This is a genomic window from Allobosea sp. 05T438 (assembly GCF_056396025.1).
The window spans coordinates 441,397-465,901 of sequence record NZ_JBFTKQ010000003.1 but is presented as its reverse complement, the minus strand read 5'-3'; the positions used below and the strand labels follow the sequence as shown (position 1 = coordinate 465,901).

Annotated in this window: 25 protein-coding genes and 1 tRNA gene; 14 read left to right on the top strand and 12 right to left on the bottom strand. The window is 65.9% G+C overall.

Annotation, left to right across the window (positions count from 1 at the left end):
* The first annotated feature begins 92 nt into the window (after positions 1-92).
* The 3 genes from AC1DIN_RS10650 to AC1DIN_RS10640 are packed head-to-tail and all read left to right on the top strand — an operon-like array spanning position 93 to position 2,447.
* Entirely contained in the window at positions 93-1,040 is a 948-nt protein-coding gene (locus tag AC1DIN_RS10650; protein WP_476809735.1) for a hydroxymethylglutaryl-CoA lyase, read from the top strand.
* A 55-nt stretch (positions 1,041-1,095) separates the two neighbouring features.
* Positions 1,096-2,202 (top strand): aminotransferase class I/II-fold pyridoxal phosphate-dependent enzyme, encoded by a 1,107-nt coding sequence (locus AC1DIN_RS10645; protein ID WP_476809734.1) that lies wholly within the window; start codon positions 1,096-1,098, stop codon positions 2,200-2,202.
* A 59-nt stretch (positions 2,203-2,261) separates the two neighbouring features.
* Complete coding sequence (locus AC1DIN_RS10640; RefSeq protein WP_441469109.1) at positions 2,262-2,447, top strand: hypothetical protein; 186 nt, start codon at positions 2,262-2,264, stop codon at positions 2,445-2,447.
* 277 nt (positions 2,448-2,724) lie between these two features.
* Here AC1DIN_RS10640 and AC1DIN_RS10635 read toward each other — a convergent pair.
* From AC1DIN_RS10635 to AC1DIN_RS10625, 3 genes are all read right to left on the bottom strand, one after another.
* A tRNA-Arg gene (locus tag AC1DIN_RS10635) sits at positions 2,725-2,801 on the bottom strand.
* 136 nt (positions 2,802-2,937) lie between these two features.
* Complete coding sequence (hisE, locus tag AC1DIN_RS10630) at positions 2,938-3,312, bottom strand: phosphoribosyl-ATP diphosphatase (RefSeq protein ID WP_476809733.1); 375 nt, start codon at positions 3,310-3,312, stop codon at positions 2,938-2,940.
* Positions 3,313-3,446: 134 nt separating this feature from the next.
* On the bottom strand, positions 3,447-3,653 hold the full coding sequence (locus AC1DIN_RS10625; protein WP_441469111.1) for a hypothetical protein: 207 nt from the start codon (positions 3,651-3,653) through the stop codon (positions 3,447-3,449).
* A 306-nt stretch (positions 3,654-3,959) separates the two neighbouring features.
* On the opposite strand from AC1DIN_RS10625, the gene ykgO reads away from it, so the two are divergent.
* A complete protein-coding gene (ykgO, locus tag AC1DIN_RS10620) occupies positions 3,960-4,085 on the top strand; it encodes a type B 50S ribosomal protein L36 (RefSeq protein ID WP_038363015.1) in 126 nt (41 codons plus the stop codon).
* Positions 4,086-4,222: 137 nt separating this feature from the next.
* A complete protein-coding gene (locus AC1DIN_RS10615; RefSeq protein ID WP_476809732.1) occupies positions 4,223-4,873 on the top strand; it encodes a tetratricopeptide repeat protein in 651 nt (216 codons plus the stop codon).
* Between the two features lie 30 nt (positions 4,874-4,903).
* On the opposite strand, the gene pyk is transcribed toward AC1DIN_RS10615, so the two are convergent.
* From pyk to AC1DIN_RS10600, 3 genes are all read right to left on the bottom strand, one after another.
* Positions 4,904-6,343: a pyruvate kinase gene (gene pyk / locus AC1DIN_RS10610; RefSeq protein ID WP_476809731.1), complete on the bottom strand. Its 1,440-nt coding sequence runs from the start codon at positions 6,341-6,343 to the stop codon at positions 4,904-4,906.
* Between the two features lie 179 nt (positions 6,344-6,522).
* Positions 6,523-6,972 carry a DUF1036 domain-containing protein gene (locus AC1DIN_RS10605; RefSeq protein WP_476809730.1) on the bottom strand — a complete coding sequence of 150 codons (450 nt, stop codon included), beginning with the start codon at positions 6,970-6,972 and terminating at the stop codon, positions 6,523-6,525.
* Positions 6,969-8,282, bottom strand: a complete 1,314-nt coding sequence (locus tag AC1DIN_RS10600; protein WP_476809729.1) for a glycerate kinase type-2 family protein — start codon at positions 8,280-8,282, stop codon at positions 6,969-6,971. Before AC1DIN_RS10600 ends, AC1DIN_RS10605 begins: the two co-directional genes overlap by 4 nt.
* A 229-nt stretch (positions 8,283-8,511) precedes the next feature.
* On the opposite strand from AC1DIN_RS10600, the gene AC1DIN_RS10595 reads away from it, so the two are divergent.
* Positions 8,512-8,754: a DUF2312 domain-containing protein gene (locus tag AC1DIN_RS10595; protein WP_038363023.1), complete on the top strand. Its 243-nt coding sequence runs from the start codon at positions 8,512-8,514 to the stop codon at positions 8,752-8,754.
* Positions 8,755-8,787: 33 nt separating this feature from the next.
* On the opposite strand, the gene AC1DIN_RS10590 is transcribed toward AC1DIN_RS10595, so the two are convergent.
* Positions 8,788-9,507 carry a ribonuclease activity regulator RraA gene (locus AC1DIN_RS10590; RefSeq protein WP_476809728.1) on the bottom strand — a complete coding sequence of 240 codons (720 nt, stop codon included), beginning with the start codon at positions 9,505-9,507 and terminating at the stop codon, positions 8,788-8,790.
* 203 nt (positions 9,508-9,710) lie between these two features.
* On the opposite strand from AC1DIN_RS10590, the gene AC1DIN_RS10585 reads away from it, so the two are divergent.
* From AC1DIN_RS10585 to AC1DIN_RS10575, 3 genes are all read left to right on the top strand, one after another.
* The gene (locus AC1DIN_RS10585) at positions 9,711-10,394 is read left to right on the top strand and encodes a FadR/GntR family transcriptional regulator (RefSeq protein WP_476809727.1); all 684 of its coding nucleotides are present in this window, start codon (positions 9,711-9,713) and stop codon (positions 10,392-10,394) included.
* Between the two features lie 202 nt (positions 10,395-10,596).
* A complete protein-coding gene (locus AC1DIN_RS10580) occupies positions 10,597-11,619 on the top strand; it encodes an ABC transporter substrate-binding protein (RefSeq protein ID WP_476809726.1) in 1,023 nt (340 codons plus the stop codon).
* 34 nt (positions 11,620-11,653) lie between these two features.
* Positions 11,654-13,390 carry a cache domain-containing protein gene (locus tag AC1DIN_RS10575; protein ID WP_476809725.1) on the top strand — a complete coding sequence of 579 codons (1,737 nt, stop codon included), beginning with the start codon at positions 11,654-11,656 and terminating at the stop codon, positions 13,388-13,390.
* Positions 13,391-13,396: 6 nt separating this feature from the next.
* Here the strand turns inward: AC1DIN_RS10575 and AC1DIN_RS10570 are convergent, their stop codons facing one another.
* Positions 13,397-14,062, bottom strand: a complete 666-nt coding sequence (locus tag AC1DIN_RS10570) for a Crp/Fnr family transcriptional regulator (RefSeq protein ID WP_476809724.1) — start codon at positions 14,060-14,062, stop codon at positions 13,397-13,399.
* 195 nt (positions 14,063-14,257) lie between these two features.
* On the opposite strand from AC1DIN_RS10570, the gene AC1DIN_RS10565 reads away from it, so the two are divergent.
* From AC1DIN_RS10565 to AC1DIN_RS10550, 4 genes are all read left to right on the top strand, one after another.
* On the top strand, positions 14,258-14,506 hold the full coding sequence (locus AC1DIN_RS10565) for a hypothetical protein (protein ID WP_476809723.1): 249 nt from the start codon (positions 14,258-14,260) through the stop codon (positions 14,504-14,506).
* 257 nt (positions 14,507-14,763) lie between these two features.
* Positions 14,764-16,518: an adenylate/guanylate cyclase domain-containing protein gene (locus tag AC1DIN_RS10560; protein ID WP_476809722.1), complete on the top strand. Its 1,755-nt coding sequence runs from the start codon at positions 14,764-14,766 to the stop codon at positions 16,516-16,518.
* 50 nt (positions 16,519-16,568) lie between these two features.
* Entirely contained in the window at positions 16,569-17,570 is a 1,002-nt protein-coding gene (locus AC1DIN_RS10555) for a phosphatase PAP2 family protein (RefSeq protein WP_476809721.1), read from the top strand.
* Between the two features lie 10 nt (positions 17,571-17,580).
* Complete coding sequence (locus tag AC1DIN_RS10550; protein ID WP_476809720.1) at positions 17,581-18,606, top strand: G1 family glutamic endopeptidase; 1,026 nt, start codon at positions 17,581-17,583, stop codon at positions 18,604-18,606.
* A 38-nt stretch (positions 18,607-18,644) separates the two neighbouring features.
* On the opposite strand, the gene AC1DIN_RS10545 is transcribed toward AC1DIN_RS10550, so the two are convergent.
* Positions 18,645-19,598: a carbohydrate kinase family protein gene (locus tag AC1DIN_RS10545; protein WP_476809719.1), complete on the bottom strand. Its 954-nt coding sequence runs from the start codon at positions 19,596-19,598 to the stop codon at positions 18,645-18,647.
* A gap of 398 nt (positions 19,599-19,996) precedes the next feature.
* Between AC1DIN_RS10545 and AC1DIN_RS10540 the strand changes: the two genes are divergently transcribed.
* Positions 19,997-20,833, top strand: a complete 837-nt coding sequence (locus AC1DIN_RS10540; RefSeq protein ID WP_476809718.1) for an alpha/beta fold hydrolase — start codon at positions 19,997-19,999, stop codon at positions 20,831-20,833.
* 65 nt (positions 20,834-20,898) lie between these two features.
* Here the strand turns inward: AC1DIN_RS10540 and AC1DIN_RS10535 are convergent, their stop codons facing one another.
* The 3 genes from AC1DIN_RS10535 to AC1DIN_RS10525 all read right to left on the bottom strand — a co-directional run bounded on the left by AC1DIN_RS10535 (position 20,899) and on the right by AC1DIN_RS10525 (position 24,435).
* Complete coding sequence (locus tag AC1DIN_RS10535) at positions 20,899-22,713, bottom strand: ABC transporter ATP-binding protein/permease (RefSeq protein ID WP_476809717.1); 1,815 nt, start codon at positions 22,711-22,713, stop codon at positions 20,899-20,901.
* A 468-nt stretch (positions 22,714-23,181) separates the two neighbouring features.
* Positions 23,182-23,862, bottom strand: coding sequence for an ankyrin repeat domain-containing protein (locus AC1DIN_RS10530; RefSeq protein WP_476809753.1), 681 nt, complete (start codon positions 23,860-23,862; stop codon positions 23,182-23,184).
* Positions 23,863-23,946: 84 nt separating this feature from the next.
* Positions 23,947-24,435, bottom strand: coding sequence for a GlcG/HbpS family heme-binding protein (locus AC1DIN_RS10525; protein WP_441469127.1), 489 nt, complete (start codon positions 24,433-24,435; stop codon positions 23,947-23,949).
* Positions 24,436-24,505 lie beyond the last annotated feature (70 nt).

Here is a 24,505-nt window from a genome sequence, read left to right as displayed (position 1 = left end):
TTGCAGATGCGAAAACATATGTCTATACGAAAGTGACGAATTAAGTTGGATCGCCTGTCATGGCGATCTCTTGTGCGGGGATAAATGCTGCGATGTCGGAGCTGCCCAAATCGGTTCGCCTCACGGAAGTCGGCCCCCGCGACGGCTTGCAAATCGAAGCCCGCATCCTAACGGTCGACGAGAAACTCGCGCTGATCGATGCGCTGGCCGCCGCCGGGTTGAGCGAGATCGAGGTCGGCTCCTTCGTCAACCCCAAGGCGGTGCCGCAGATGGCCACAACCGGCGAGGTCTTCCGGCGGTTGGTCAAGCGGCCCGGCACGTCCTATCGCGGCTTGTGGCTGAACCGCCGCGGCCTGGAGCAGGCGATCGCGACACCTCAGATCGACTTGCACGGCAAGCTTACGATCACGGCCAGCGAAACCTTCATCAGGCGCAACACCAACCGCTCGATCGACGAGGCTTTTGTCGAGATGGCCGCGTGGCTGCCGCTCTATCGGGAGGTTGGGGTGACCGACTGTTCACTGGGCGTCATGACGGCATTCGGCTGCACCTTCGAAGGTGACATCCCGGCTCAGACGAGCATCGCCCTGATCGCCCGCGCTCGCGATATCGTCGCCGACGGCGGCGCCAGGCTGACCGCGCTTGATCTCGCCGACACCACAGGCTGGGGAAACCCGCTGCTCGTACAGCGGCTGGTGGGCGGCATTCGCGAACGCTGGCCGGAACTGGCGATCAAGCTGCATCTTCACGATACCCGCGGGCTCGGCATCGCCAATGCGATCGCCGGCCTGCAGATGGGCGTCGCCGAATTCGACGGCTCGATCGGCGGGCTCGGCGGCTGCCCCTTCGCCGGATTGCGCGGAGCTGCAGGCAATGTCTGCACCGAGGATCTCGTCTTCGCCTGCGAGGAGCTCGGCATTGCCACCGGCATCGACCTCAATCAGCTCTGCGAAGCTGCGCGGCTGGCACAATCCCTGGTCGGTCGCGAGTTGCCCGGAAAGGTCTTCAGGGCCGGGCACAGACGCGCGAACTCGCAGTAAAGGCGCGCTTCAACGATCCCGTTCCTGCCATCGCTCTCCTAGGATGTCGTATCAGATGCCCGATTCCTTCATGGTCAATCCGAATATCCTAAGGGTCTCGCCCTATAATGCCGGGCTGAGCACCGCGGCGGCACGTCAGGTGAGCGGCAGGCAGGACATCGCCCGTCTCGCCAGCAACGAGAATCCATATGGCTGCTCACCGCTGGTCGTCGATGTGATCGCAGCCGCGGCGATTGAACCCTGGCGATACGCGGACCCGGCTTGCACGGCACTGCGCGGCGCATTGGGAGCCAGCCTGGATATCGCGACGGACCGCATCCTGGTCGGGAACGGTTCAGAGGAGCTGATCGCTGCAATCTGCCGCATGGCGCTCCGGCCCGCCGATGAGGTCGTCACGGTCGCGCCGAGTTTCGGCCTTCACGAGATCGAGCCGGTGGCCGCCGGCGCTTGTGTCCATAAGATCGCGATGACGGCCAGGCTGGACTTCGACTACGACGCGCTCGAACGAGCAATCGCACGCGGCCCGCGCATCGTTTTCCTGAGTTCGCCCTGGAACCCGGTAGGGACCGCACTCGACGCACAGCGCTTTCAGCGCCTTGTTGACGTGACCGGCCCGCAGACCCTGCTCGTGCTCGACGAAGCCTATGTCGAGTTCGTGTCGCCGGAGGCGGCGTTCGACAGCATCGCCATGCTGGACAAGGCAGCGGTGAACTATGTCGTGCTGCGCACCTTTTCCAAAGCCTATGGGCTGGCAGGATTGAGAGTCGGCTATGGGATCTTCTCCGACCCCAGGCTTGCCGGCCTCGCCGCTCGTGCCAAGACGCCTTTCAACGTCAACACCGCAGCCCAACATGCAGCGGTCGCAGCCCTCGCCGACGAGGCGTGGATGAAGGACGCTGCGGCGATGATTGTGGAGCAGCGCTTGATCATGGAACAGGCGTTGCTGGATGCAGGGTACAGGCCCGCTTCATCGGAGGCCAATTTCGTGTTTTTCGATTGCTGCGAGAACGCGGCTTCTCTCGCAGAACGCCTCCTGAAGGTCGGGATTATCGTGAAGCCATGGCGCGAGCCTGGCTTCGAAACGTTCATGCGTGTCTCTGTTGGACTGCCTGCGGAAAACCAGTTCGCTTTGGAGGCGATACGAAGCGTTCGCAGGCTGTGATCCACCCCCGTTGAATTGGTCCCCCTGCTGCATGTCTTGAAGCAGAGGGGAGGACCGGAATGCCGACGATCCGCGAGGACGTCGGCGACGTGCTGCTTGGCGATGTTGTCGCTGCCTGGGTCGAAGACCTGATGGAGGGCCGGGCAGTCGCGGCTACAAGGCCGCAAACGATCGCCGCCTGGCGCTGGAAAACGCACTTGAGCCGGCGGTCGAGGGTGATCGGATCGCGAAAGATCCGCTCCTGAAGGTGAAGAGCTGGCGCATCTGCGCGCAGCGCCGAGCTGGCGGTAACCGGCGCGAGCGACGCCGAGATCATGGCTCAGATCGAGCAGGCGCAGGGAAAGGCTGCCCGGATCCATCTATCGCCGGCAGACTGAACGGCGCAGGCTCGCTGACGACGGCCACGCGAAAGTCGACAACGTGATCAACGTTCCGGCCAAGCGGAAAGCGCAGAACAATGCGTAAATGGAAGGTGGTAAGCCGCCCTATGAACGGCGCTCTCTGGAAAGAGCTAAGTGATGATGGCGCGCCCGAAAGGATTCGAACCTCTGACCCTCAGATTCGTAGTCTGATGCTCTATCCAGCTGAGCTACGGGCGCGTCTCAGAGCATCAAGACGCTAGCGCGTCTGGCCTGATGAAGGCGGAGATAAAGGCTTCGTTTCGTCTTGGCAACCTCAAAATCGCCGAGACCGTCGAATTCTTCGCGGCTGTGGATAGCACGCGATCGCGCGTCGTTACGGTTGTGGTGCAAGCGGGGCGGAGCGCCGTCGTGGCGCTTTCCCGCGCTGCGCGTCACCTCTCTTGGGCAGCTTCTCGGCCATGCCGTACAAGCGCTCCCGGCGATCGAGCTCTCCCCAGATGTCGGCCGGCTCGATGCCGAGGGCGGTCCAGAGCACGGTCAGATTGTAGATCAGGTCGGCGCTTTCGAGGATGGCGGCCTGGCGATTGCCCTGCAGCGCCTCCAGGCTCAGCTCGACAGCCTCTTCCACAACCTTCTTGGCCATCTTGGGCAGGCCGTCGGCAAAAAGCTTGGCCGTGCGCGAGGTCGTAGGATCGCGAAGGCGCGAATCCAGGACGGCAGCATGGAGACGGCGCAGCGAATCGGACATTCAGGAAGGATTCGACCGCCAGATGAGAGTTTGATGACAATCCCACCGGGGCACTTCGAGGCCCGATGCAGTTGCAGCTGCCCTGCACCCGGACGGGCGCAGGGCAAGTTGGCTGCTGAGACGTCGCTGCTCTGTCAGTAAGAGGCCCGGCGCACCGCACGCGAGACGGAAGGACCGGTGACCGCACCGGCCGCACCGCCCACCACGGCCCCGACCGGACCGGCGACGACGGCACCGGTGCCGGCGCCGACCGCCGCGCCGCCGATGCGCTGCTCGACGGTGTTGCCGCAGGCGCCGAGCGTCAGCGCGGCAGCAAAAAGGGTCAGGATCGATAGGCGCATGTTCAAGTCCTCCGGATCAGGGGGCCGGGTGATTCCCGGCCGCGCTGCCGTCAAAGCAGGCACAGTCGGGCTTTTGCATGGCCGAGAGCTTCCGGAGCCGTGTTCGGACTTGCGGTCCGCGGAAAAATCCGTATACAGCCGGCATCGTATCAGTCGCACCATGGTCATGGGCGGCGAGGGCTCCCAAGCATCGGCCCGAAAAGTGGACCCCGGTTTTCGGGATAGCCGATGCTGCCAGAACCCGCGTCGCAGGCTGAAGGTTTTTGACCGGCGCGTTCGCGAGGACGGGTCGATGGAGTTGAGACAATGAAGATCCGCAATTCGCTGAAGTCGCTCCGCGCGCGCCATCGCGACAACCAGCTGGTGCGCCGCAAGGGCCGCGTCTACATCATCAACAAGGTCCAGAAGCGCTTCAAGGCGCGTCAGGGCTGAGCTTCTGCGCGACCTGGTCGCGCAGGGCCTGACGGGACTTTGCAAGGCGGGGCGCCAACCGGCGCGCCCGCTTTTTGCGTTGCGTGCTCGCCTCTGCGTGATTTGACCTGCGGGGCTCGGCGGCTACACTCCCCCACATGAAGCGCTTTTCCTCGCCTTCCGTCTTTGCCCTGGGGCTGGCCTTAGCGGGCGGCCTTGGTGCGAGCGCGGTCGTTGCTCAAACGACCGGCTCGCCGCGGCCCGGCGCAGTCGCGCCGTCCGACAAGGCCGATAATCCCGCTACGCCTTCAGCCCCGCAGCGCAGCCCGGCCGCGACACTCGACCGGCTGTTCGAGCGCCTTCATGACGCCGCGACGCAGGAAGAGGCCGAGGGCGTAGCCCGGCTGATCCAGCGTCGCTGGGCACGCTCCGGCTCCGATACGGCCGATCTCTTGATGACTCGCGCGCAGCAGGCCTTGCAGGACAAGCAGACGGAACTCGCGATCGAATTGCTCGACCGCATCATCAGCTTGCAGCCGAACTGGGCCGAGGCCTGGAACCAGCGCGCCAACGCGCTCTATCTCGCCGGCGATTCGATCCGCTCGATGATCGATATCGGCGAGACGCTGAAGCGCGAGCCGCGCCATTACGGCGCAATGATGGGGCTGGGCATGATCCTGCGCCAGCAGGGCGACGACAAGGGCGCCATGATCGCCTTCCGCAAGGCACTGGCGCTCTATCCGCAGTTCGATGCGGTGAAGAAGGCGGTGGACTCGCTCAAGAGCGAGGTCGACGGTCGCGACGCCTGACGCCCGGCGAGCCTGCCCTCCCCTCGCGGCTCAGGCCTTCGCGACATGCTCCTGGCCGATGAAGGCGATGCGGACCATGTTGGTCGCACCCGGAGTGCCGAAGGGCACGCCGGCAACGACGATGATCCGGTCGCCGAGCTTGGCATAATGCTCGCGCACCGCGAATTTGCAGGCGCGGAAAGCCATGTCGTCGGCGTCGCTGGCATCCTTGGTGACGATGGCGTGCACGCCCCAGACCAGCGTGAGACGGCGCGCCGTGGCGCGGTTCGGCGTCAGTGCGATCACGGTCGAATTCGGGCGCTCCCGGGCGATGCGGAAGGCCGTGGAGCCGGATGAGGTCCAGGCGCAGACCGCCTTGAGGTGCAGGGTCTCGGCGATCTCGTGGGCGGCCTTGGCGATCGCGTCCGCGCCGGTGGCCTCGGGCTCGGCGCGCTGCGCCTCCAGGATCGAGCGGTAGACCGTCTCGCCTTCGACCTCCTCGGCAATGCGGTTCATCATCGTCACGGCCTCGACCGGGTACTGGCCGGCGGCGCTCTCGGCCGAGAGCATCACGGCGTCCGCACCCTCGAACACCGCGGTCGCTACGTCCGAGACCTCGGCGCGGGTCGGCACCGGGCTGGTGATCATGCTCTCCAGCATCTGCGTAGCGACCACCACAGGCTTGCCCTTGCGCCGCGCCATGCGGATCATCCGCTTCTGCGTGCCCGGCACTTTCTCGAGCGGCATCTCGACGCCCAAATCGCCGCGCGCGACCATGATGGCATCCGAGGCCTCGATGATCTCCTCCAGCCGCAATACGGCCTGAGGCTTCTCGATCTTGGCCAGCGCCAGCGCCCGGCCACGCACGATCTTGCGCAGTTCCGCCATGTCCTCGGGACGCTGCACGAAGGAAAGCGCGATCCAGTCGACACCGACCTCGGCCGCGACCTCGGCGTCGGCCCGGTCCTTCTCGGTCATCGCCGAGACGGCGATGGTGGTGTCGGGCAGGCTGACGCCCTTGCGCGACGACAGGCGCCCGCCGACCGTGACGCGCGTGACGGCCTCCTTTTGCGAGGCCCTCTCCACGACGAGGCGCAGCTTGCCGTCATCGAGGATGAGGTTGTGGCCGGGCTCGAGCGCGCTCAGGATCTCGGGATGGGGCAGCTGGACGCGCTTGGCATCACCCGGCGCAGCGTCTGAATCGAGGGTGAAGATCGCTCCCTTTTCCAGCATCACACCGCCATCGCCGCCGAACTGGCCGACGCGCAGCTTGGGGCCCTGCAGATCGACAAGGATGCCGACCGGGCGCCGGAACTTGGTTTCCAGCCCGCGCAGCATCGCCACCTTCTCCGCCAGCGTCTCGCGCTGGGTGTGGCTCATATTGATGCGGAAGACATCGACGCCAGCCTCGAACAGCTTGGCGCACATCTCCTCGCTGGAGGAGGCGGGTCCGAGGGTGGCGATGATCTTGATCCGGCGTTCGCGCTTCATTGTCAGTCCCCGTAAGGCCGGGCCGTTTCCGCCCGGGCCTGTCAGCACCCTTGAATTCATCCGCGGGCCGGGCCGCCTGCGCGCTCTGCGGCGCTGGTCGCCCGTCTCCGCCTTCCCCAACCGGCCGACAAGGCCAGCTTCAATCATTGTCGCCGCAGCATCCCGTTCCGGTGTTCCCGTCAGGGGCGCGGCGATGCGGCTCCGCCTGTATCGGTGAGTTGGATCGTCCAGCTCTTCTGCTCGCCGGTATCGACTTCGAAGAAGCCGGCGCGGTCATAACCGCGAGCCAGGCAGTCCTCGATGCCGCGAATCGTGAATTCCTTGTTGCGGACGCACATGACGGATTTGCCGGTCCATTCGCCGCCTTTGTCGTAATCGAGAGCGTGGACGTAGTAGAAGCGCGCCGCCAGCGTGCCACGCAACAGCGTCTCGCAGCCGCGCGGGCTGATGTTCCACCAGCCCTCAGTCGTCCAGCCCTGCGCGTCACGGTAGCCGATCGCGACGCCGATGCGGCTCGAGGTCGTGTTGCACATGCGCAAATCGGCCTTGGCCGGCAAGGCGCTTGCGACGAAGGCGGCGGCGCAGCAGGCCGCCAGAAGGACCACTCGCTGGTTCAGGAGAAATCTCACGGCTCGATCAGGATTACGCGGCAGTCGTTGACATTGGTGAGCGTCGGTCCCGGCTGCAGCAAATCGCCCAGCGCTTCGAACAAGCCGGTCGAGTCGTTGTCGGCGAGGGATCGGGCGGGATCAAGGCCGATTTCGGCCGCGCGCACCAAAGTTTGCGGGTCGATGAACGCGCCCGCAGGGTCGCTCGCCTCACCGCCGCCGCCATCGGTGCCGTCGGTATCGCCCGAGAGCGCGACAATGCCGGGCTCGCCGGCCAGCGCGATCGCCAGCGCCAGGGCATATTCCTGATTGGGACCGCCGCGGCCGGAGCCGCGCAGCGTCACGGTGAGCTCGCCGCCGGAGAGGATCGCGGCACGCCTGCCCTCGCGCTTCAGCCGCCGCGCGAGCTCCGCATGGCCCGCAGCAACCTCGCGGGCCTCGCCTTCCACGTCCGGGCCGAGATCATGGACCTCGTAGCCCGCCGCCTCGGCGGCGGCGCGAGCGGCCGCAAGCGCGTCGGCCGGACGGGCGATGATACGGAATTCGCTGTTCGCGAAGGCAGGATGGCCGGGCTTCGGCGTCTCGTTGGCGGCGTCGTCGAGCAGGGCTCGGGCGGCGGGCGGCAGGTCGAGCCCGTAGCGGGCGACGATGGCGCGGGCCTGCTCCGTCGTGGAGGGATCGGCGACGGTCGGCCCCGAGGCGATAGCGGTCGGCTCGTCGCCGGGCACGTCGGAGATTGCGAGCGTCAGCACCTTGGCAGGCGCGGCCGCCAAGGCAAGCCGGCCACCCTTGATCCGCGACAGGCGCTTGCGGACGATGTTCATCTCGCCGATCGGGGCGCCGGAGCGCAGCAGCGCCCTGTTGACCGCCTGCTTCTCGGCGAGCGCAAGCCTGCCTGCCGGGGCGACCCAATTGGCTGAACCGCCGCCGGAGAGCAGGACGAGGACGAGATCATCCGCCGTCGCGGAAGCGGCGAGCGCCAGGGCCTGTTCGGCGCTGTCGATGCTGCCCTGATCGGGCACCGGGTGGCCGGCCGCCACCATGGGAATGCGGCGCATCGGCGCCGTATAGCCGTGGCGGGCGACCGCGTGGCCGAGAAGACGCTCGGGCGGAAAGCCGCCATCGAGATAGTGAGCTTCGGCAAGAGCAGCCATGCTGCCCGCAGCCTTTCCGGCAGCGAGCAGGATCAGGCGGCCAGTCGCCGGGGCGGGCGGAAGATGCTGCGGCAGGCATCCGGACGGATGAGCCCGCGAAACGGCGGCATCGTAGATCTTTCGCGCCGTCTCCCGCAGCTTCGCTGTCTCGGTCACAGGACTGTGCACGTTGCTCATTTCCACCCGGCGCTGCCGCTAGCCACAGCAGTTCTCTTGATCCTTCTTAGGTGCCGCGAAGGCCGGCGTCATCTGTCTTATGGCGATTAAGTCATACTTTTCTTCGGGGTATCTCCGGATGGAATTGCGGCATCACAGCTGTTGAGGGCCGGGCGTTTGCGGCTTGACGCCCTGCCCCAATCCGGGCGAACGCTGCCCGCCGAATTTTCATACCCCGGAAGGATATCAGATGGACGATCCGGTTCAGGGCGATCAGCTCAAGAGCATTGTCGAGCGCATCGAGCGGCTCGAGGAAGAGAAGAAGACGATCGCCGACGACATCAAGGAGGTCTATGCCGAGGCCAAGGGCAACGGCTACGACGTCAAGGTGCTGCGCAAGGTCGTGGCGCTGCGCAAGCGCGATCTCGAAGAGCGCAAGGAGGAAGAGGCTATCCTCGACCTCTATCTCCAGGCAGTCGGCGAGACGGTCTGAGCCGGGGCGGCTGCGGACCGCGGCGAGCGGTCCTCAGCGGTTCCTGTCCTTGCGCCAGGCGGCGAAGTCGATCTTCGTTTGCTCCTCCGTCGCGGGATAGAGGCCAAGGATCGAGCGGCCCTTCATCACTTCCTCGGTGACGAAATCCTCGAAGGCGGTCATCTCGACCGCCTCATCCGCCACCTCGTCGGCGAGATGAGCCGGGATGACGACGACGCCCTCGCCATCGCCGAGCACGACGTCCCCCGGCCAGACAGCGACATCGCCGCAGCCGATCGGCACGTTGATGTCTACAGCCTGATGCAGCGTCAGGTTGGTCGGCGCCGCCGGCCGGTTGTGATAGGCTGGAAAGGGCAGCTGCGCGATCTCCGGGGAATCGCGGAAGCCGCCGTCGGTGACGACACCGGCAACGCCCCGCTTCATGAGCCGCGAGACGAGGATGCCGCCCGCCGAGGCGGCACGCGGATCCTTGCGGCTATCGATCACCATCACCGCATCGGGCGGACAATCCTCAACTGCCTTGCGCTGCGGATGCGCCCGGTCCTGGAACACCGAGAGCGGATTCAGATCCTCGCGCGCCGGAATGTAGCGAAGCGTGAAGGCCTCGCCGACCATCGTGCCGGTGTCCTGGCTCAACGGCCGGACATCGTGGATGAACTGGTTGCGGAAGCCGCGCTTGAAGAGGGCCGTGCAGACCGTGGCGACGGAGACGGCGCGGAGCTTGTTGCGTGTTTCCGGCTTGAGCTTGGACATCAGTTCATTCCCGAAGAGATGCGCCGCCCACTCGCGGCATCGACGCCCGAGTCGAAAGCGGTCCGGCGCCGGTTGCAGCACACTTCGACCAAACGCCTATAACTTGTAAAATAAGTTGTAAAGTAGCATCCTGAAAGTGCATACCGGCTCTTGCCCGGCGGGAGTGCGATTGACGCGATGAAAAATGGCCCGCGGCGAAGACAATGAGCACCGGCAAGCTTGGCGACCGCGTCTACGAGTACATCCTGTGTCAGATCATGACCGGGGATTTCGCCGTGGCCGCTCGGCTGCCCTCCGAGAGCGAACTCGCCGAGCGCCTGGCCGTCTCCCGCCCGATCGTTCGCGAAGCGCTGGGCCGGCTGCGCGACGACGGCCTGATCGAATCGCGGCGCGGATCGGGCTCCTATGTCCTGCGCAGGCCAGCGCCCGATGTGCGTAGCTTTGCGCCGATCAACAGCATCGCCGACATCCAGCGCTGCTTCGTCTTCCGGATTGCCGTGGAAGGGGAAGCCGCCGCGCTGGCAGCGAAGATGTGCGACGAGGACGGCTTCCTGAAACTGCGCCACGCCTTCATCGCACTGGAGATCGTCGGCGAGCAGGGACGGCTCGGCGTCGAGGAGGACATCACCTTCCATCGCGCCGTCGCTGAGACGACCGGCAACCACTTCTTCGTGACGACGCTCAACGCGCTGCACGAGCAGATCGCCACGGGCATCAGCCTGAACCGCAACCTCTCGCTGATCCAGCCACGGTCGCGCCTGCTGACCGTCCAGCGCGAGCACAAGGCCATCCTCGATGCGATTGAGAGCCGCGACGAGGCTACCGCTCGCCGGGCCATGCAAGTCCATCTCGAAAACGCGCGCAAGCGCGTCTTCGAAGGAAGCTAGCCCCCTCCGGTTCCTCCGGCCGCCCGCCGCGGCACGGCAACAGGCGCCGAAACGCGTCTGGTTCTTCCCTCGCGGAGAAGGCGCAAGACGGGCCCCGGCTTCCGGGCTCCGGGTGACCCAACGCAACTATGCCGCGGCCACCTGACTGGGGTAGTATCCCACCACTCCAGATGAATGGACGATGTTGGAAGGAGAGAATGCCTTGCGCTTCTTGCCCTTCGCTTCGACCGAGGCAGGTGCCCGCGTCAACCGGCGCAACGTCCTCGCTCTTGCGGGCGGGGCGGCGGTGTGGGCCAGCCCGGCGCGGCCTCAGCAACCCGCAATGCCGCTGCTGGGCTATCTCGGTTCGGAAACCCCGGATCGCTACGCCAGCCGCCTTGTGGCCTTTCGCGCTGGGCTGGCCGAAGCTGGCTATGTCGAAGGGCGCAACGTCACGATCAATTTTCGATGGGCGGAAGGCGAGTACAAGCGCCTGCCGGCGCTCGCGCAAGATCTGGTCGGTCGCCAGGCGAACGTGATCGTCGCGCCGGGCGGCGCAGAGGTCGCGCTCGCGGCAAAATCGGCGACGGCCACGATCCCGGTTGTATTTGAGCTGGGCGGCGATCCCGTGGCACTCGGTTTGGTGGAAAGCCTGTCCCGTCCTGGCGGCAACCTCACCGGCGTCTCGAGCCTCAGCGTCGAAGTTTCGCGCAAGCGCCTGGAGTTCATGGCGGAGCTGCTCCCGAACGCCAGGCTCTTCGCCATCGCCGTCAACCCGGCCAGCCCGACCTCGAGCTCGCAATCGGCGAACCTCAACAGTGCGGCGGGCAGCCTGGGATTGGCTCTGCATCTGCTCAAGGCCAGTATGGAACAGGAATTTGACGCGCTCTTCGCCGGTGCGGCTCAAGCCGGCGCTGGCGGGCTCGTCTTCACCTCCGACCCCTATTTCGCTTACCGCAGCCCGCAGCTCGCCGCGCTCGCCGCCGCCCACGGCATCCCAGCGATCACCCAATCCCGCGACTTTCCCGTAGCCGGCGGATTGATGAGCTACGGCGGCGATTTCGAGCAGTCGCACCGTCACACGGGGGTCTATGCTGGCCGTATCCTTAAGGGGGCGAAGCCTTCGGAGCTGCCGGTCCAGCGCGTCACCAAGGTCGAGATGTTCATCAACCTGAAGGCGGCGAACGCCCTCCATCTGTCGATCCCACCTTCGCTTCTGAGCAGCGCCGACTTCGTGATCGAATAACCCCGGCCGGTGAGCCGCCGAGCGAGCCAACGCGATGTCCAACCAGCCAGCGGCGCCGCGAAGATCGTTGTTCTGGAAGTACTTCCTTGCCCTGTTCGCTGCCGTCGTCGTGCCGTTGCTTTTTGCAGGAAGCGTCGAAGCATGGTTCGGCTATCGCGACCAGCGCACCGGACTGAGCGATGTTCTCGATGCCGAGGCCCGAGGAGCCGCGTCCAGAATTCAGGATTTCATCGAGGGCATCCGCGATCAGCTCGGATGGGCGGTGCTGCTGCCCTGGCCCGACAGCGCCGATGAGAAGCGCAAGCTCGACGCCTACCTCGTGCTTCGCCAGGTGCCGGCCATCGAAAGTCTCAGCCTTGTCGACGCCGCCGGCCGGGAACGGCTGTTCCTGTCCCGCATCGGACTGAACAGGGTCGAGAGCGGCAAAGACCAATCCGGGAATCCGGCCGTTGCGGGAGCGCGCTCGCATCGTGCCTGGTTCGGCCCGGTCACGTTTCAACGCGGCTCCGAACCCTTCATGACCATCGCGGTTGCCGGAAATCGCCCGACCGCTGGCGTCGCGATGGCCGAAGTCAATCTCAAATTCATCTGGGACGTGATCTCGGCGATACGCGTCGGGCGTACGGGGGAAGCCTTCGTGCTCGACCAGCCCGGCCGCCTCATCGCTCACCCGGACATCAGCCTGGTCCTGCGAGCCGATGAAACCGCCGCGAAGCCATTGCGGGACCTGCGAGCCTCCATCCTGACCCGCCCGGGGGAAGCGATCGCCGGCCGGGACGTCACGGGAGGCAGAGTGCTCGCGGCGATGGCGCCGATATCCGGCGTCGACTGGAGCGTCGTCGTCAAGCAACCCGTCGTCGAGGCCTTCGGCCCGATCTACGCTGCCCTGTGGCGCACCATGGCTCTGCTCATTGCCGGCGCAGGCCTCGCCGCCATGCTCGCCTACTGGCTCACCCAACGCATGGTCGAACCCATCGTCCTTCTGGAAGATGGCGTGGGCCGCATCGGCGCAGGACATTTCGAGCATCGGATTCACCTTGCGACGGGCGATGAGTTCGAGCGGCTGGCGACCCGTTTCAACGAGATGGCGAGCGAGCTGGCGGTCTCGCAGGAACGCTCGGAGCGCATCAACCGCCTGAAGCGCTTTCTGGCCCCGCAGGTGGCCGAACTCGTGGAACGCACCGGCGACGATCACCTGCTCGACGGGCGGCGCGTCGACGTGGTCGTCGCCTTCTGCGATCTGCGGGGATTCACCGCCTTCTCTGCCCGTGCGGAGCCCGAAACCGTCATCGGCATGCTCGGCCAATACTACACCGCTCTCGAAAAGGTGGTCAGCAGCCACGGCGCCACGCTGACGAACTTCTCCGGCGACGGCGCGATGGTGCTGTTCAATGCGCCGGTGCCCTGTGACGATCCCGCACTGGGCGCTCTGGAAATGGCGAGGGATATGCAGCTCGGCGTGCACGAGCTGTTGGCAAGCCGGCACAGCCTCGATCATCGACTCGGATTCGGCGTGGGCCTTGCAATGGGCCCGGCGACCGTCGGCCGGATCGGCTCGGAAGGCCGCCTCGACTATACCGCGATCGGCAATGTCGTGAACCTCGCCTCGCGCTTGTGTTCGATCGCGGATGATTTCGAGGTTCTTTGCGATCGCGCCGCGGCTCAAGCGGTGGGTTCGCGCCTGCCGCTTGTCGCTCTGGAGGCGCGTGTCCTGAAAGGATACGATCAGCCGGTCGCGATCTATTCCCTCGTCATCACCGGAAGAGCGTAGAACCACTCAGGCGCTGTCGCGGCTCGGCTTGGGCGCCGCGACCTTCGCAAGCCTGCGAAACGCATCGATGTCGAGGATCGTCAGACGTTCGCGCCCAAGCTCGATAACGCCCATCCGCTTCCAGCTCTGGAGCTGGCGGTTCACGGTTTCGCGCGTAATCCGGCTGAGGGACGCCAGTTCATCCTGTGTCGCGTGCACCTCCGCCCCGTAGTCGATCGCGAGCGTGAGAATGCGCCGGGCCAGCCGGGTCGCCGCAGGCAGGAAGGTTGTCTCCTCCATGCGCCGCAGGACGTCCCGCAGCCGCGCGCAAAGAAGCTCGATCAATTGCAACGAAATCGTGGGGTCGGTCGAAAGCAGCTTCATAAAATCCCGGCGGGGCAAAAAGAACATCTCCGTATCCTCCATGGCAACCGCATCCGCCGTTCGCGAGCGACCATCGAGAAGAGCGATTTCACCAAAGATGTCGCCGCCTCCGAGCAGATTGACCGTCATCTGCTGCCCCAGATCATTCGTCGTGCCGATGCGGATCAGGCCATGGCGGATGGCATAGAGGCCGTCGCCGGGATCGCCCTTCAGGAACAGGACCTCTCGCGCCGCCAGATGCCGAGGGCGACAGATGAGCGCGATCTCATCCAGCGTTCCCGGAAGCAAACCCGCGAAGAACGGGTTCACGGCCAGGAGGCTCGCAATGCGAAGAGGCCTATCGTTCATCTGGCGCCCCCGACATTCGGGTTTCCGGAGCAGCCTGAGCCTATGTGATTCAGCGCACAGAACCTGCGGCGTGAACGGTAGAGAACTCCGTCGCGACAGGCCGCCGCGACCGCATCCCGCGACCTCGGTGAGAGCCCGACCGAACGGAGCTCAATTGTGCACGACGCTCTGGACTTTTCTCATGCACTCTCAAGCCTAGCAGCTCAGGCTTCGCTGCGCGACCGGACGGCAGAAGCGTCGCCGGCGCCGCCGCCGGCACGCGCCGCCTCAGGTCTGCTTCGTTGGCTGATCCCGACTCATATCCTATGGCGCCGCGACGCCGATCCGAACCCGCTCGACGAACACACGTTGAGCGACATCGGGCTGTCTCGGATGGACATGCTCTACAGCGACCCGAAGAAATAGGTCGCAGGCGGCTCATGCCCGCGGTTCCCACAGGTCGAATGGGCGCTCTTCCCGCCCGGCCCGGAACCTCATCTCGACAGATCGCTCCGCATCGGAAGACAACCGCCAGCGTTTTCGCTTCATGACCCACGCACCGGTTCGGCAATGCTTGCGGTGGACCTCGCACCGCTCTCATGCCAGCATCCGGGGAGGCTTGATCCATCGTGGTGATCCCGGCCCTTACAGCGCCGGCTTCAGGTGTGAGAGCTTCTGCGAAGATGCAACGTCGTCTGGCCGCCATTCTCTCAGCCGACGTGGTCGGCTACATGCGCCTGAGCGAGGCGGCGGAAGAACCGACGCATCAACGGCTGATGAGCCTGCGCGCCGGCCTGATCGACCCTTGCGTGCGCGAGCATGACGGACAGATCGTCAAGAACACGGGCGACGGATTTCTGGCGACGTTCGATAGCGCGCCCGTGGCAGCCCGTTGCGCCCTGTCTCTCCAGCAGGCGCTTGCGGCAGCAACCGTCGATCAGCCCGCGTCCCTGCGGATCGCATTTCGGATGGGCATTCATCTTGCCGACGTCATCTTCGAGAACGACGACATCTTCGGAGATGGCGTCAATGTCGCCGCCCGGCTGCAATCCTACGCAGAACAGGGTGGGGTCATCGTTTCGGAGGCTGTTTTCGAACAGCTCGACGCAGCGGAGAGGACGCAAGGCTCCGACATGGGTGAGATCTTCCTGCGCAATCACGAGCGGCCGGTGCGAGTCTTCGCTCTCCGTCCCGAGACGGGGCATGCTCCCGTACGCAAGATCGGCGAGAGCCACGCCGGGACAGACGCAAGGGCCTCGATTGCCGTCCTGCCGTTCCGCATGAACGGCGCCCGATCGAACAAGGCCTCCATCGCCGATGGCGTGGTCGACTCGATCATTCAGTCGCTGTCGGGCCTCAAGGAATTGTTCGTCATATCGCGCGGGTCGACGCTGGAATTTGGCCGGCAGCGGATCGACCCGGTCGCCGTCGGGCGCAAGCTCGGCGTCCGCTACGTCATGGACGGCACCGTCTCGCTGTCCCACAGCCGCGTACGCATCAGCACCGAGCTCATCGCCAACGAGAACGGGGCGGTGGTCAGCGCCGATCACTACGACGGCCAGGTCAACGAGCTGTTCGACCTCCAGGACCGGATCGCACTGGAACTTGTCAGAACCGTCGCGCCCCATGTCCGGGAACGCGAGCTGCGGCGTGCCTTGCGTCAGCACCCGCAGAACATGACCGCCTATGACCTGCTGCTCCAGGCGCTGGACCTGCTCTACAAGATGGACGCCGACAGCTTTGCCCGTGCGCGCGGGCTGCTGCAGCAGGCCATGGCGCTGGACCCGTCCTACGCGCCGCCCTTCACCTACACGGCTCTCTGGCACGTCTTCCGCGTCGGCGAACTCGGCTCGCCCGACCCGGATGGCGATGCGCAGGCAGCGGTCGATCGGGCGCGCGCGGCCATCGAGCGCGACGGAAACGACCCGCTCGCGCTCGCGATCTACGGCCATGTCCAAGCCTACTTCCTGCGCGACGCGATCACCGCACAGCGCTTCCTCGACCGGGCGATCGAGGCCGGGCCGAGCGTGGCGATGGCCTGGACGATGAGCAGCGCCGCGCGCGGTTTCGCCGGCGACGGCCCATTGGCCGTCGAGCACGGCGAGACGGGACAGCGTCTCGCCCCCGCCGATCCCTACCGCTTCTGGCATGAGGGCATCCTGGCTCAGGCGCACTACATCAATCGCGACTACGATCAAGCGGTCGGTTGGGCGCGCAGTGCTGTTGCGCATAATCCCTCGATCCGCTTTACTTTACGCACGCTTGCCGCAAGCCTGGTCGCGGCGGGCCGCTCCAGGGAGGCAGCAAGCGCGGCTGATCGCCTTCTCTTGCTCCAGCCCGATTTTAGACTGACACCCTATGCGCCGCGCTGCCCGTTCGCTCCGCCTATTCTGGAGAAATGGATCGGGCACTTACGGGAAGCAGGCCTGCCTGACTGAGCCGACGCCTAACGAGTTTGCCGTAACAGCAACCGTGCGGGGTTCATGCGATGACCGGCAATACGGGCAATACCGGGAACACGGGTAATACCGGCAACACCGGAAACGCGGGCATCAGCGGCGACGCCGGAAACTGGTTCGTGCCCGACAGGGCGGATTTTCCGTTCTCGATGGAATCGACGGCGGCGGGCGGGCGGATCCGGGACCTCAAGAAATCGGTCCATATCCGGCTGGACCCGACGTCCGGATCGGTGAAAAAAGTCCTTTTCACAAATGCTGCCACCGGCGGGGAGCCGGCGACCTTCGCGGATCGCAACTGGGCCGCGCAATGGTATGCCTTCCGGGTGCTGACGGAGTTCGCCGCGACGAGCTGGAACACCGACCAGTTGAACAACGCCCTGGCGGACATCCTGATCGGCTTGAACGGCACGGAAGGGACGGAGACCAGGCAGGCGCGGGAGATCAAGAACCTGCTCGCTGCCGCGCGCGACGAGCGCGCATCGGCGCTGGGCGAAATCCTCGTGCAGGATGGCGAGTTCATCACCACCTTCATGGAAGCGCTGACGATGACGCCGGCCTCCCATCCGCGGACCTTCCGGGTCCTGCACATCGCCAGCCTGGTCGCGTCTTTCAGTGCCCTCTACTACAAGCAAGTCTTCCAGCGCCCGCGTCCATCCTGGGAATGCCCGGCGCTGATGCCCCCGATCCCCGTCCCCGGACATTCATCCTATCCCAGCGGCCATGCCACCCAGGCACATCTCATGGCGGCCTGCTTGGAGCACATGTTGAAGATCGTGACTCCGGCATTGCCGCAGGCTGACCAGACCGCCGCGAAAGAAACGCTCAGGGCCCTCGCGCGGCGCGTCGCGCGCAATCGCGAGATCGCCGGACTGCATTATCCGAGCGATTCCGCTGCCGGGGCGGCCCTGGCATTGGCGGCTTTCGGCAAATTGTCGAAACACAGCGGCACGGGGCAAAACGCAGCTCATTACACGCTTAAGTCATTCGGCGAGGCCGTGACGAAGGCCGCCGCCGAATGGAAAGCTGAGTGAGGAGGCGGCAATGGCCAGCCGCTCGCCCCACGGCACGACCAAGCCCCGCCCCCGGAACGGCGCCATCGCGCCCTATCCATTGCCACCGGCGACCTTCAATCCCGCGCATGCGAGCGACGAGGATTTGCAGCGGTTTGGCCTGCCTACCCCGGCGGAATTCAGGGGCAATCCGGCGGCCGCGGCATTTCGCCGGGCTTTCCTGCATCCGCGGCCGAACGCTCCGCCCTTGCAGTTCCTCAGCGTGCTGAAAGCCGCCGATATGGCTCCGCCCCCGGGCATCGTCCGCGTTGCCGCACAAGCCTCCTGGCCGATGCAGAAGAGCATGAACTGGTCGGGCGGTTATGTGACGCCCCGTGACGGCCGCAGTCTCGTCTCCGTCATGGCGAACTGGACTGTGCCCGCTGTCTCCGCGCCGCCCGGCGGAACGGAGCCGGAATACCAGAGTTCGACGTGGATCGGTCTCGACGGGCAGAAGCTCTATCTCGATTCCTCCCTCCCCCAGATCGGGACGCGGCAGCGCTGGCTTACGGGGCCCGCGCCGCATGCCGAGTATTTGAGCTGGTTCCAATGGTGGGCGCGGGGGCAGGATCTCCCGATTCAGGAGCTCGCACTACCTATCGATCCCTATGACGAGATCAGCGCGCTCGTCACCGTGCTCGACGAAACGACGGTGCGCTGCAATCTGAAGAATGTCAGCAAGGGCATCATCCTGCAGGCCTTCGACGCATCGGCGCCAGCGGGTTTGCGCATCGGCGGCGCCAGCGCCGAGTGGATCATGGAACGGCCAAGTCCGATGGGATCGGATGGGTGGGAACCCTACGCCTTTCCCATCTACACGCCTTTCGCCTTCACCCGTTGCGTGGCCGAATCTGCGGAGCCGGAGAAGCCCGATTTGTGGGAACACGACCTCGACAGCGCACGGCTGATCCGGATGTATGAAATCGATCGCAATCCGACGAGCGTCCGAACGATCTCGACCGCCCGCCGCATCCTTGAGCCGCCACAACGCCTCGAACTGACCCGCGTCGCGCCTTGAGCCGGAGCCTCGACCCCAAGCGCGGCTGACGGCGGCAACTACGCCGGCAGAGACAGCAACGCCTCCACCTCCGCAGCAGTCGGCAAGACCGCACCCCGGCGCGTGACCGAAAGCGCCGCCGCGGCGCTCGCATAGTTCAGCAGTTCGCGAACGGACGCGATATCGAGTTCGGCCAGTGCCGCCGGATGCAGCCGGCCGGTTTGCGCGAGCCGGGCCAGCAGCGCCGCATGGAAGGCATCCCCAGCGCCGACCGTGTCGCAAACCGTGACGGGCCGCCCGGGCACGGAGATCCGTCCGGCAGCCGAGAAGGCCGTTGCCCCTCGCTCTCCCTCGGTGATGACGACCAGTTGCGCGCCGAGGTCGAGCCAATAGGCGGCCGCTTCGGCGATGGTGATCTGCCCATCCCAGGCGATCCGCACATCTTCCTCGCTGGCCTTGATCAGGTTCGCGGCGCGATAGAAGCGTTCGGCCGCCGCCTGCCAGCCCGCCAGCCCGCCGAGGGCCGTCGGTCGCAAATTGGGGTCGACGCTGATGAACCGCCTGCCCTTCTCGCGCTCGGCCAGCGCGGCGAGGCTCGACCCCACCGGCTCGGCCGCCATGGTGTAGGACCCGAAAGCCAGTGCCTCCACGGCACCGGGAAGCGTCGCAGGCAGATGGGACGGCAGCAGCGAGCGATCCGCGGCACCCTCGCCATGGAAGCTGTAGCTAGGCTGGCCGCTCTCGTTCGTCGCGATGACGGAGAGCGTGCTGAGCCGGTCCGTCCGGACCAGATAACGGCGATCGACTCCTTCCCGAGCCAGGATATCGGCCAGCAGCGAACCGAATGCGTCGCGCGAAATGCCTCCGAGGAATCCGGCTTCGACACCGAGCCGCGCGAGCCCGATCACGACATTGAACGGTGAACCACCGGGAACCGCCCGCGCCGGCATCTCGCCACGCTCGGGCGCATCGACGAACAGGTCGATCAATGCCTCGCCACAGACCAGAATCATGGTGTTTCCTCAAATGCGACCTGCCGCAATCTACAGCACCTTTGAGAGCGAGAGGCTGAAAGTCGACGCCATGCGCCGCCCGGCACCTTCGTCTCTCTTGACGGCCGCCCCCAATTGCGGCGCTGATGATCGGGTCATTTCGCACACGCCTTCACGCGCTATGCCGGGAACCCTCCGGCGGCATGGCGCAGCCCGCTTTGACGCATCTCTGCCAGGTCGAGACGATAAAGCACAAAACTCCGGGCAATCGGACAAGACGGCCCGGTGATGCCATTGCAGAGTGCAGCGCGTCAGGCGCTGCCGATCCGACGACAGGCATCGCGAAGAAATTCGATGGAGCCGATTGCGCCGGCACCGTCGACGCAAGGACCATGTTTGGCACACTGAAGGAGACTGACATGCCATTCGTCACGACCAAGGACGGGGTCGAGATCTTCTATAAGGATTGGGGACCGAAAGACGCCCAGGCCATCATGTTCCACCATGGCTGGCCGCTCTCCTCGGATGACTGGGACGGGCAACTGCTCTTCTTCCTGTCGAAGGGCTATCGCGTCGTCGCGCATGACCGCCGCGGCCATGGCCGCTCCTCCCAGGTCTGGGAGGGGCATGACATGGATCACTACGCGGCGGATGCCTCGGCGGTCGCGCAGCATCTCGATCTCAGGAACGCCGTCCATATCGGCCATTCCACCGGCGGCGGCGAGGTTGCACGCTATGTCGCGAGGCATGGCGAGCCGCAGGGGCGCGTCGCCAAGGCGGTGCTCGTCAGCGCCGTGCCGCCTCTGATGGTCAAGACCGAAAAGAACCCCGGCGGCCTGCCGCTGGAGGTTTTCGACGGCTTCCGCAAGGCGCTCGCCGACAACCGGGCACAGTTCTTCCTCGACGTCCCCACCGGCCCCTTCTACGGCTTCAACCGGCCGGGCGCGAAGGTCGATCAGGGCGTCATCCGGAACTGGTGGCGCCAGGGCATGGAGGGCGGCGCCAAGGCCCATTACGACGGGATCAAGGCCTTCTCCGAGACCGATCAGACCGAGGATCTCAAGGCAATCAGCGTGCCGGCCCTCGTCCTGCATGGCGAGGACGACCAGATCGTGCCGATCGGCGCCGCCGCGCACGAGTCGATCAAGCACCTCAAGAACGGCAAGCTGAAGACCTATCCGGGCTTCAGCCACGGCATGCTGACCGTGAATGCCGACGTGCTCAACGCCGATCTGCTTGCCTTCGTGCAGAGCTGACACCGAGCCTGCGGCTGGTCGATCTCGGCCCGCCGCAGGCCGGCACCGGCAAGCCTCGCCGTGCTTCAGTCTGCGGTATCTTCACGGGCCTCCCGGTGGCCCCGGAAAAGGCGCCACAACGAACGCCCGATAGGCTTGGACGTGAGATGGGCTCCAGCGGGGCGGCGTTCGAGCGTGATCTTCTGTTCGTGATAGTCTTCCAGCCCCGGGCGGTGCCCGACGCTGATGAGCGTCGCATCGGCCAGTTCGCCGTCGAACAGCCCGAGCAGCACTTCCTGGCTCTCCTCGTCGAGCGCGGACGTCGCCTCGTCCATGACGATGATGTCAGGCTTCTGGATCAGCAGGCGCGCAAAGGCGACGCGCTGGCGCTCTCCCCCCGAAAGGATGCGGTCCCAATCGTCTTCCTCGTCGAGCCGCCTGGAGAGATAGCCTAGGCCACAGCGCTGCAGCGCTCCGGTCATCGTCTCTTCGTCGACCGGGCGCTCCGAAGCCGGGTAGAGCAGGATCGAGCGCAACGTCCCGCGCGGCAGATACGGCTTTTGCGGGACGAAGGCGATCGATTGCCCTGCGGGCACGCGGATCGAGCCTGATCCCCAGGGCCAGAGCCCGGCCAATGCCCGGATGATCGTGCTCTTGCCGGAGCCGCTCTCCCCGACGATCAGAACCTTCGCACCGCGCTCGATGGCGACAGTCGCATCCGCGACGACGATACGGCCATTGCTATGGGCCAGCGACAAATTCTCGATATGGATCGCCTCGTCCTCGCTCTCCCCGAGTTCGATCTGCGTATCCGCCTCCATGATCGTGCCGACATCGAGCGCCTGCAGCTCCTCGACCAGTTCGTCGACGCGCGTGACGGAGGCGAACCACTCCGCCAGCCTGACGAAATTGTCGACGAACCAGATTAGCGCCGCCTGAACCGCACTGAAGGCCGCCACGACCTGCACGACCGCGCCGAGCGTCACGGATCCCGCCAGGAATTTGGGCGCGATGAGCAGAAGCGGCACGATCGGGAACAAGGCTCCGTTGGTATTGAGCACGAGGGCGATGATGCCTTGCTGGCGGATGATCCCGAGCCAGGCGGTGACGACGCGCCGATAGTTCTGGCCGGCCGTGCTCAACTCGTCGGCATCGCCGCGGATCAGCGCGATGCTTTCGGCATTCTCGCGCAGCCGTGTCATCTCGGCCCGGAACTGGGCTTCCATCTCGTTCTTGTGCGAGACGAGACCCACGAGCGGCCTGCCGTTCAGATAGGCCGCGAGCGAGGCGATCGCCGCATAGAGCACGGCAGCGAAGGCCATATAGCTCGGAATCACGACCGTGACGGTTCCCAGCGTCACCTCGGCCGAGCCCGCGACCTGCCAGAGGATGGCGGCGAAGGTCGCCGCCGTGATGAAGGCGCTGATCAGCCCGATCGCCAACTCGACCAGTGGCTCGATCGAGAGGCGAACATCCTCGGCGATCCTGTATTCCGGCGCCGTCAGCTTCTTGGTCAGGAACCCCAGGCGGTAATAGCGCTGATCGGCGATCCACCAGCCCGAGACGCGCCGGGTCAGATTCTCGCGCCAGCGCGTCTGGAGCAGCATGCGGCAGACCACCAGCCCCGACACCGACAGGGTCGATGCCACGACCAGAAGAGGCAGCCATCCCGTCGCCGACCATACGCCCGGGACGTCGCGCTTCTCGAGCGCATCGAAGAACAGGCGGTTCCATTCGTTGATGCCGACCGCGCTCGCCGTTTGCGCGGCAATGAAGAGCAGTACGGCGGCCGTCAGCCCCCAGGCCCGCCAGCGCGTCTCCCGGTCGCTCCAGTAGCGGAGGGCAACCCGAAAGAACTGGCGCATGCGTGAACGCTGGGAGGGAGGCGGAGCGTCGGTCATCTGCTGTCCCGCCCCGCGGAGGTCACGAACAATGTTTGGCGGCAAGGGGGGCGTGCTATCGCTCAAGCCCAGTGCGCAAAGGGAGCGTCCTTGCAGCGGCGCAGGCGCGTTCTGCCCGGCGTCTCGAACGTCTCGCCATCGACGCGCGCAAGCGATGTTCCGTCGAGGAGGGTAAAGCGCGCGATCCCGTTTGCGTCAGACCACACCGCGACGACATATCGGTTCCCGTCGGAATCCTGGCATCGTTCATATCGCGCCGGAGTGACGCGGACGTCCGAACGGCGCAATTCCATCGCTCTCGAAGGCATGTCGAAACTTCTCCCGCTGCCTGCCTAAACGGTGAAGCCGCAGGCGGGGTTCCATGCCGGATGGTCGGAGCCGGTCGGTCGCGAAGGAGCGAAATGAGGACCGACGGCCGCGCATGCCTGCGCCGGCAAGCGTGATCGCGCGTCTCCGAGCTGCGCGGCTTCAGCGTCCTTCCGGCTTTTCCAGCACTTCGGCCATGGCCTGATAGCCACGAGCCCTGGCGTGCCGCAGCGGCGTGACGCCCTGCCCGTCCGCGATGGAGCGATCCGCTCCGGCGGCGAGCAGAGCACGGGCCGTCTCGACATGGCGTGGCCCGCCGTCGCCCAGCACCACCGACTCCATCAGAGCGGTCCAGCCGAGATTGTTGATATGGTCGAGCGGCGCCCCGGCCTCGATCAGCGCGCGAACGACGCGGTCATGGCCGAGATGCGCGGCCGCGATCAGCGCCGTGCCGTCATAGCGGCTGGTGATGAGCTTGGCCGAAGCGCCGGATGCCAGCAGCACCTTCACCATCGGCACGTCGTCGCGCACCGCCGCGATCGTCACCGCGTCATAGCGCTGGTCATCGAGCAGTCCCGGCTTCGCCCCGGATGCGATCAGGAGGCGCGCCGCCTCGGCCCGGCCCTGGAAGGCCGCGACATGCAGCGGCGTGCGGCCATTGCCGTCGCGTGCACCGAGATCGCTCCCCGCTGCGGCAAGCCGGCGGATGGCCGCGGCGTCGCCGGTCGCGGCCGCCGCATGCAAGCCGCGATAGGCTGCCAGCTCCGCCGGGCTCGGCGCCATCTGCGCTTCGGCCTGACCGGAGCAGACGACGGCAAGGAGCGCCAGGGCGCCCAGCAGCATTCTCGGCACGGCCGTACTCCTCGAACGACAAGGCAGGCTGCCGCGCGAGCGGCCACCTGCCTGACGATGACCGAAAGGCCGGGCTCAGCGCAGCTTCGCCTTCACCTTCTCGATGCCGGCATTGGCGCATTCCTCATCGAGATGGCCGCCGGGCGCACCGCCGACGCCGACGGCACCGATCACCTCGTCGCCGACCTTGACCGGCACGCCGCCGCCGAGCAGCAGGAAGCCCTCGATCGAGGCCATGTGGCGCGCGGCCGGGTTCTTCTCGGCACCCTCGGCGATCGCGCTGGTGACGTTGCGGGCCGAAGCCGCGGTGTAGGCCTTTTCGCGGCTTGCCGAGACGGTGTGCGGGCCGGCCCGGTCGGCGCGCAGCACGGCCCGGACAACGCCGGCGCGGTCGACGACCGTGGCGGTGACGTTGAAGTTCTTGGCAGCGCAGGCGTCGACGGTCGCCTGGGCGATTTCCTGCGCGACGGCGAGCGGCATGTTGCGCTCCTGCAGGACCTGGGCGCCGGCGACGGCCGGGATGAGAGCAAGCGCTGCGGCGGCGGCAAAAACGACCTTGGACATGATCTCTCCGATGCGGGGCATGAGCGCGAGCCCTGAGCTCGACTGGGACCAAGCTACCGAACCGCGCAGC

Excerpts from the sequence above, each read along its gene's own strand:
- AC1DIN_RS10650 (WP_476809735.1), top strand. The coding sequence starts at position 93 with ATGTCGGAGCTGCCCAAATCGGTTCGCCTCACGGAAGTCGGCCCCCGC.
- AC1DIN_RS10645 (WP_476809734.1), top strand. The coding sequence starts at position 1,096 with ATGCCCGATTCCTTCATGGTCAATCCGAATATCCTAAGGGTCTCGCCC.
- AC1DIN_RS10640 (WP_441469109.1), top strand. The coding sequence starts at position 2,262 with ATGCCGACGATCCGCGAGGACGTCGGCGACGTGCTGCTTGGCGATGTT.
- hisE (WP_476809733.1), bottom strand. The coding sequence starts at position 3,312 with ATGTCCGATTCGCTGCGCCGTCTCCATGCTGCCGTCCTGGATTCGCGC.
- AC1DIN_RS10625 (WP_441469111.1), bottom strand. The coding sequence starts at position 3,653 with ATGCGCCTATCGATCCTGACCCTTTTTGCTGCCGCGCTGACGCTCGGC.
- ykgO (WP_038363015.1), top strand. The coding sequence starts at position 3,960 with ATGAAGATCCGCAATTCGCTGAAGTCGCTCCGCGCGCGCCATCGCGAC.
- AC1DIN_RS10615 (WP_476809732.1), top strand. The coding sequence starts at position 4,223 with ATGAAGCGCTTTTCCTCGCCTTCCGTCTTTGCCCTGGGGCTGGCCTTA.
- pyk (WP_476809731.1), bottom strand. The coding sequence starts at position 6,343 with ATGAAGCGCGAACGCCGGATCAAGATCATCGCCACCCTCGGACCCGCC.
- AC1DIN_RS10600 (WP_476809729.1), bottom strand. The coding sequence starts at position 8,282 with ATGAGCAACGTGCACAGTCCTGTGACCGAGACAGCGAAGCTGCGGGAG.
- AC1DIN_RS10595 (WP_038363023.1), top strand. The coding sequence starts at position 8,512 with ATGGACGATCCGGTTCAGGGCGATCAGCTCAAGAGCATTGTCGAGCGC.
- AC1DIN_RS10590 (WP_476809728.1), bottom strand. The coding sequence starts at position 9,507 with ATGTCCAAGCTCAAGCCGGAAACACGCAACAAGCTCCGCGCCGTCTCC.
- AC1DIN_RS10585 (WP_476809727.1), top strand. The coding sequence starts at position 9,711 with ATGAGCACCGGCAAGCTTGGCGACCGCGTCTACGAGTACATCCTGTGT.
- AC1DIN_RS10575 (WP_476809725.1), top strand. The coding sequence starts at position 11,654 with ATGTCCAACCAGCCAGCGGCGCCGCGAAGATCGTTGTTCTGGAAGTAC.
- AC1DIN_RS10560 (WP_476809722.1), top strand. The coding sequence starts at position 14,764 with ATGCAACGTCGTCTGGCCGCCATTCTCTCAGCCGACGTGGTCGGCTAC.
- AC1DIN_RS10555 (WP_476809721.1), top strand. The coding sequence starts at position 16,569 with ATGACCGGCAATACGGGCAATACCGGGAACACGGGTAATACCGGCAAC.
- AC1DIN_RS10550 (WP_476809720.1), top strand. The coding sequence starts at position 17,581 with ATGGCCAGCCGCTCGCCCCACGGCACGACCAAGCCCCGCCCCCGGAAC.
- AC1DIN_RS10545 (WP_476809719.1), bottom strand. The coding sequence starts at position 19,598 with ATGATTCTGGTCTGTGGCGAGGCATTGATCGACCTGTTCGTCGATGCG.
- AC1DIN_RS10540 (WP_476809718.1), top strand. The coding sequence starts at position 19,997 with ATGCCATTCGTCACGACCAAGGACGGGGTCGAGATCTTCTATAAGGAT.
- AC1DIN_RS10535 (WP_476809717.1), bottom strand. The coding sequence starts at position 22,713 with ATGACCGACGCTCCGCCTCCCTCCCAGCGTTCACGCATGCGCCAGTTC.
- AC1DIN_RS10530 (WP_476809753.1), bottom strand. The coding sequence starts at position 23,862 with ATGCTGCTGGGCGCCCTGGCGCTCCTTGCCGTCGTCTGCTCCGGTCAG.
- AC1DIN_RS10525 (WP_441469127.1), bottom strand. The coding sequence starts at position 24,435 with ATGTCCAAGGTCGTTTTTGCCGCCGCCGCAGCGCTTGCTCTCATCCCG.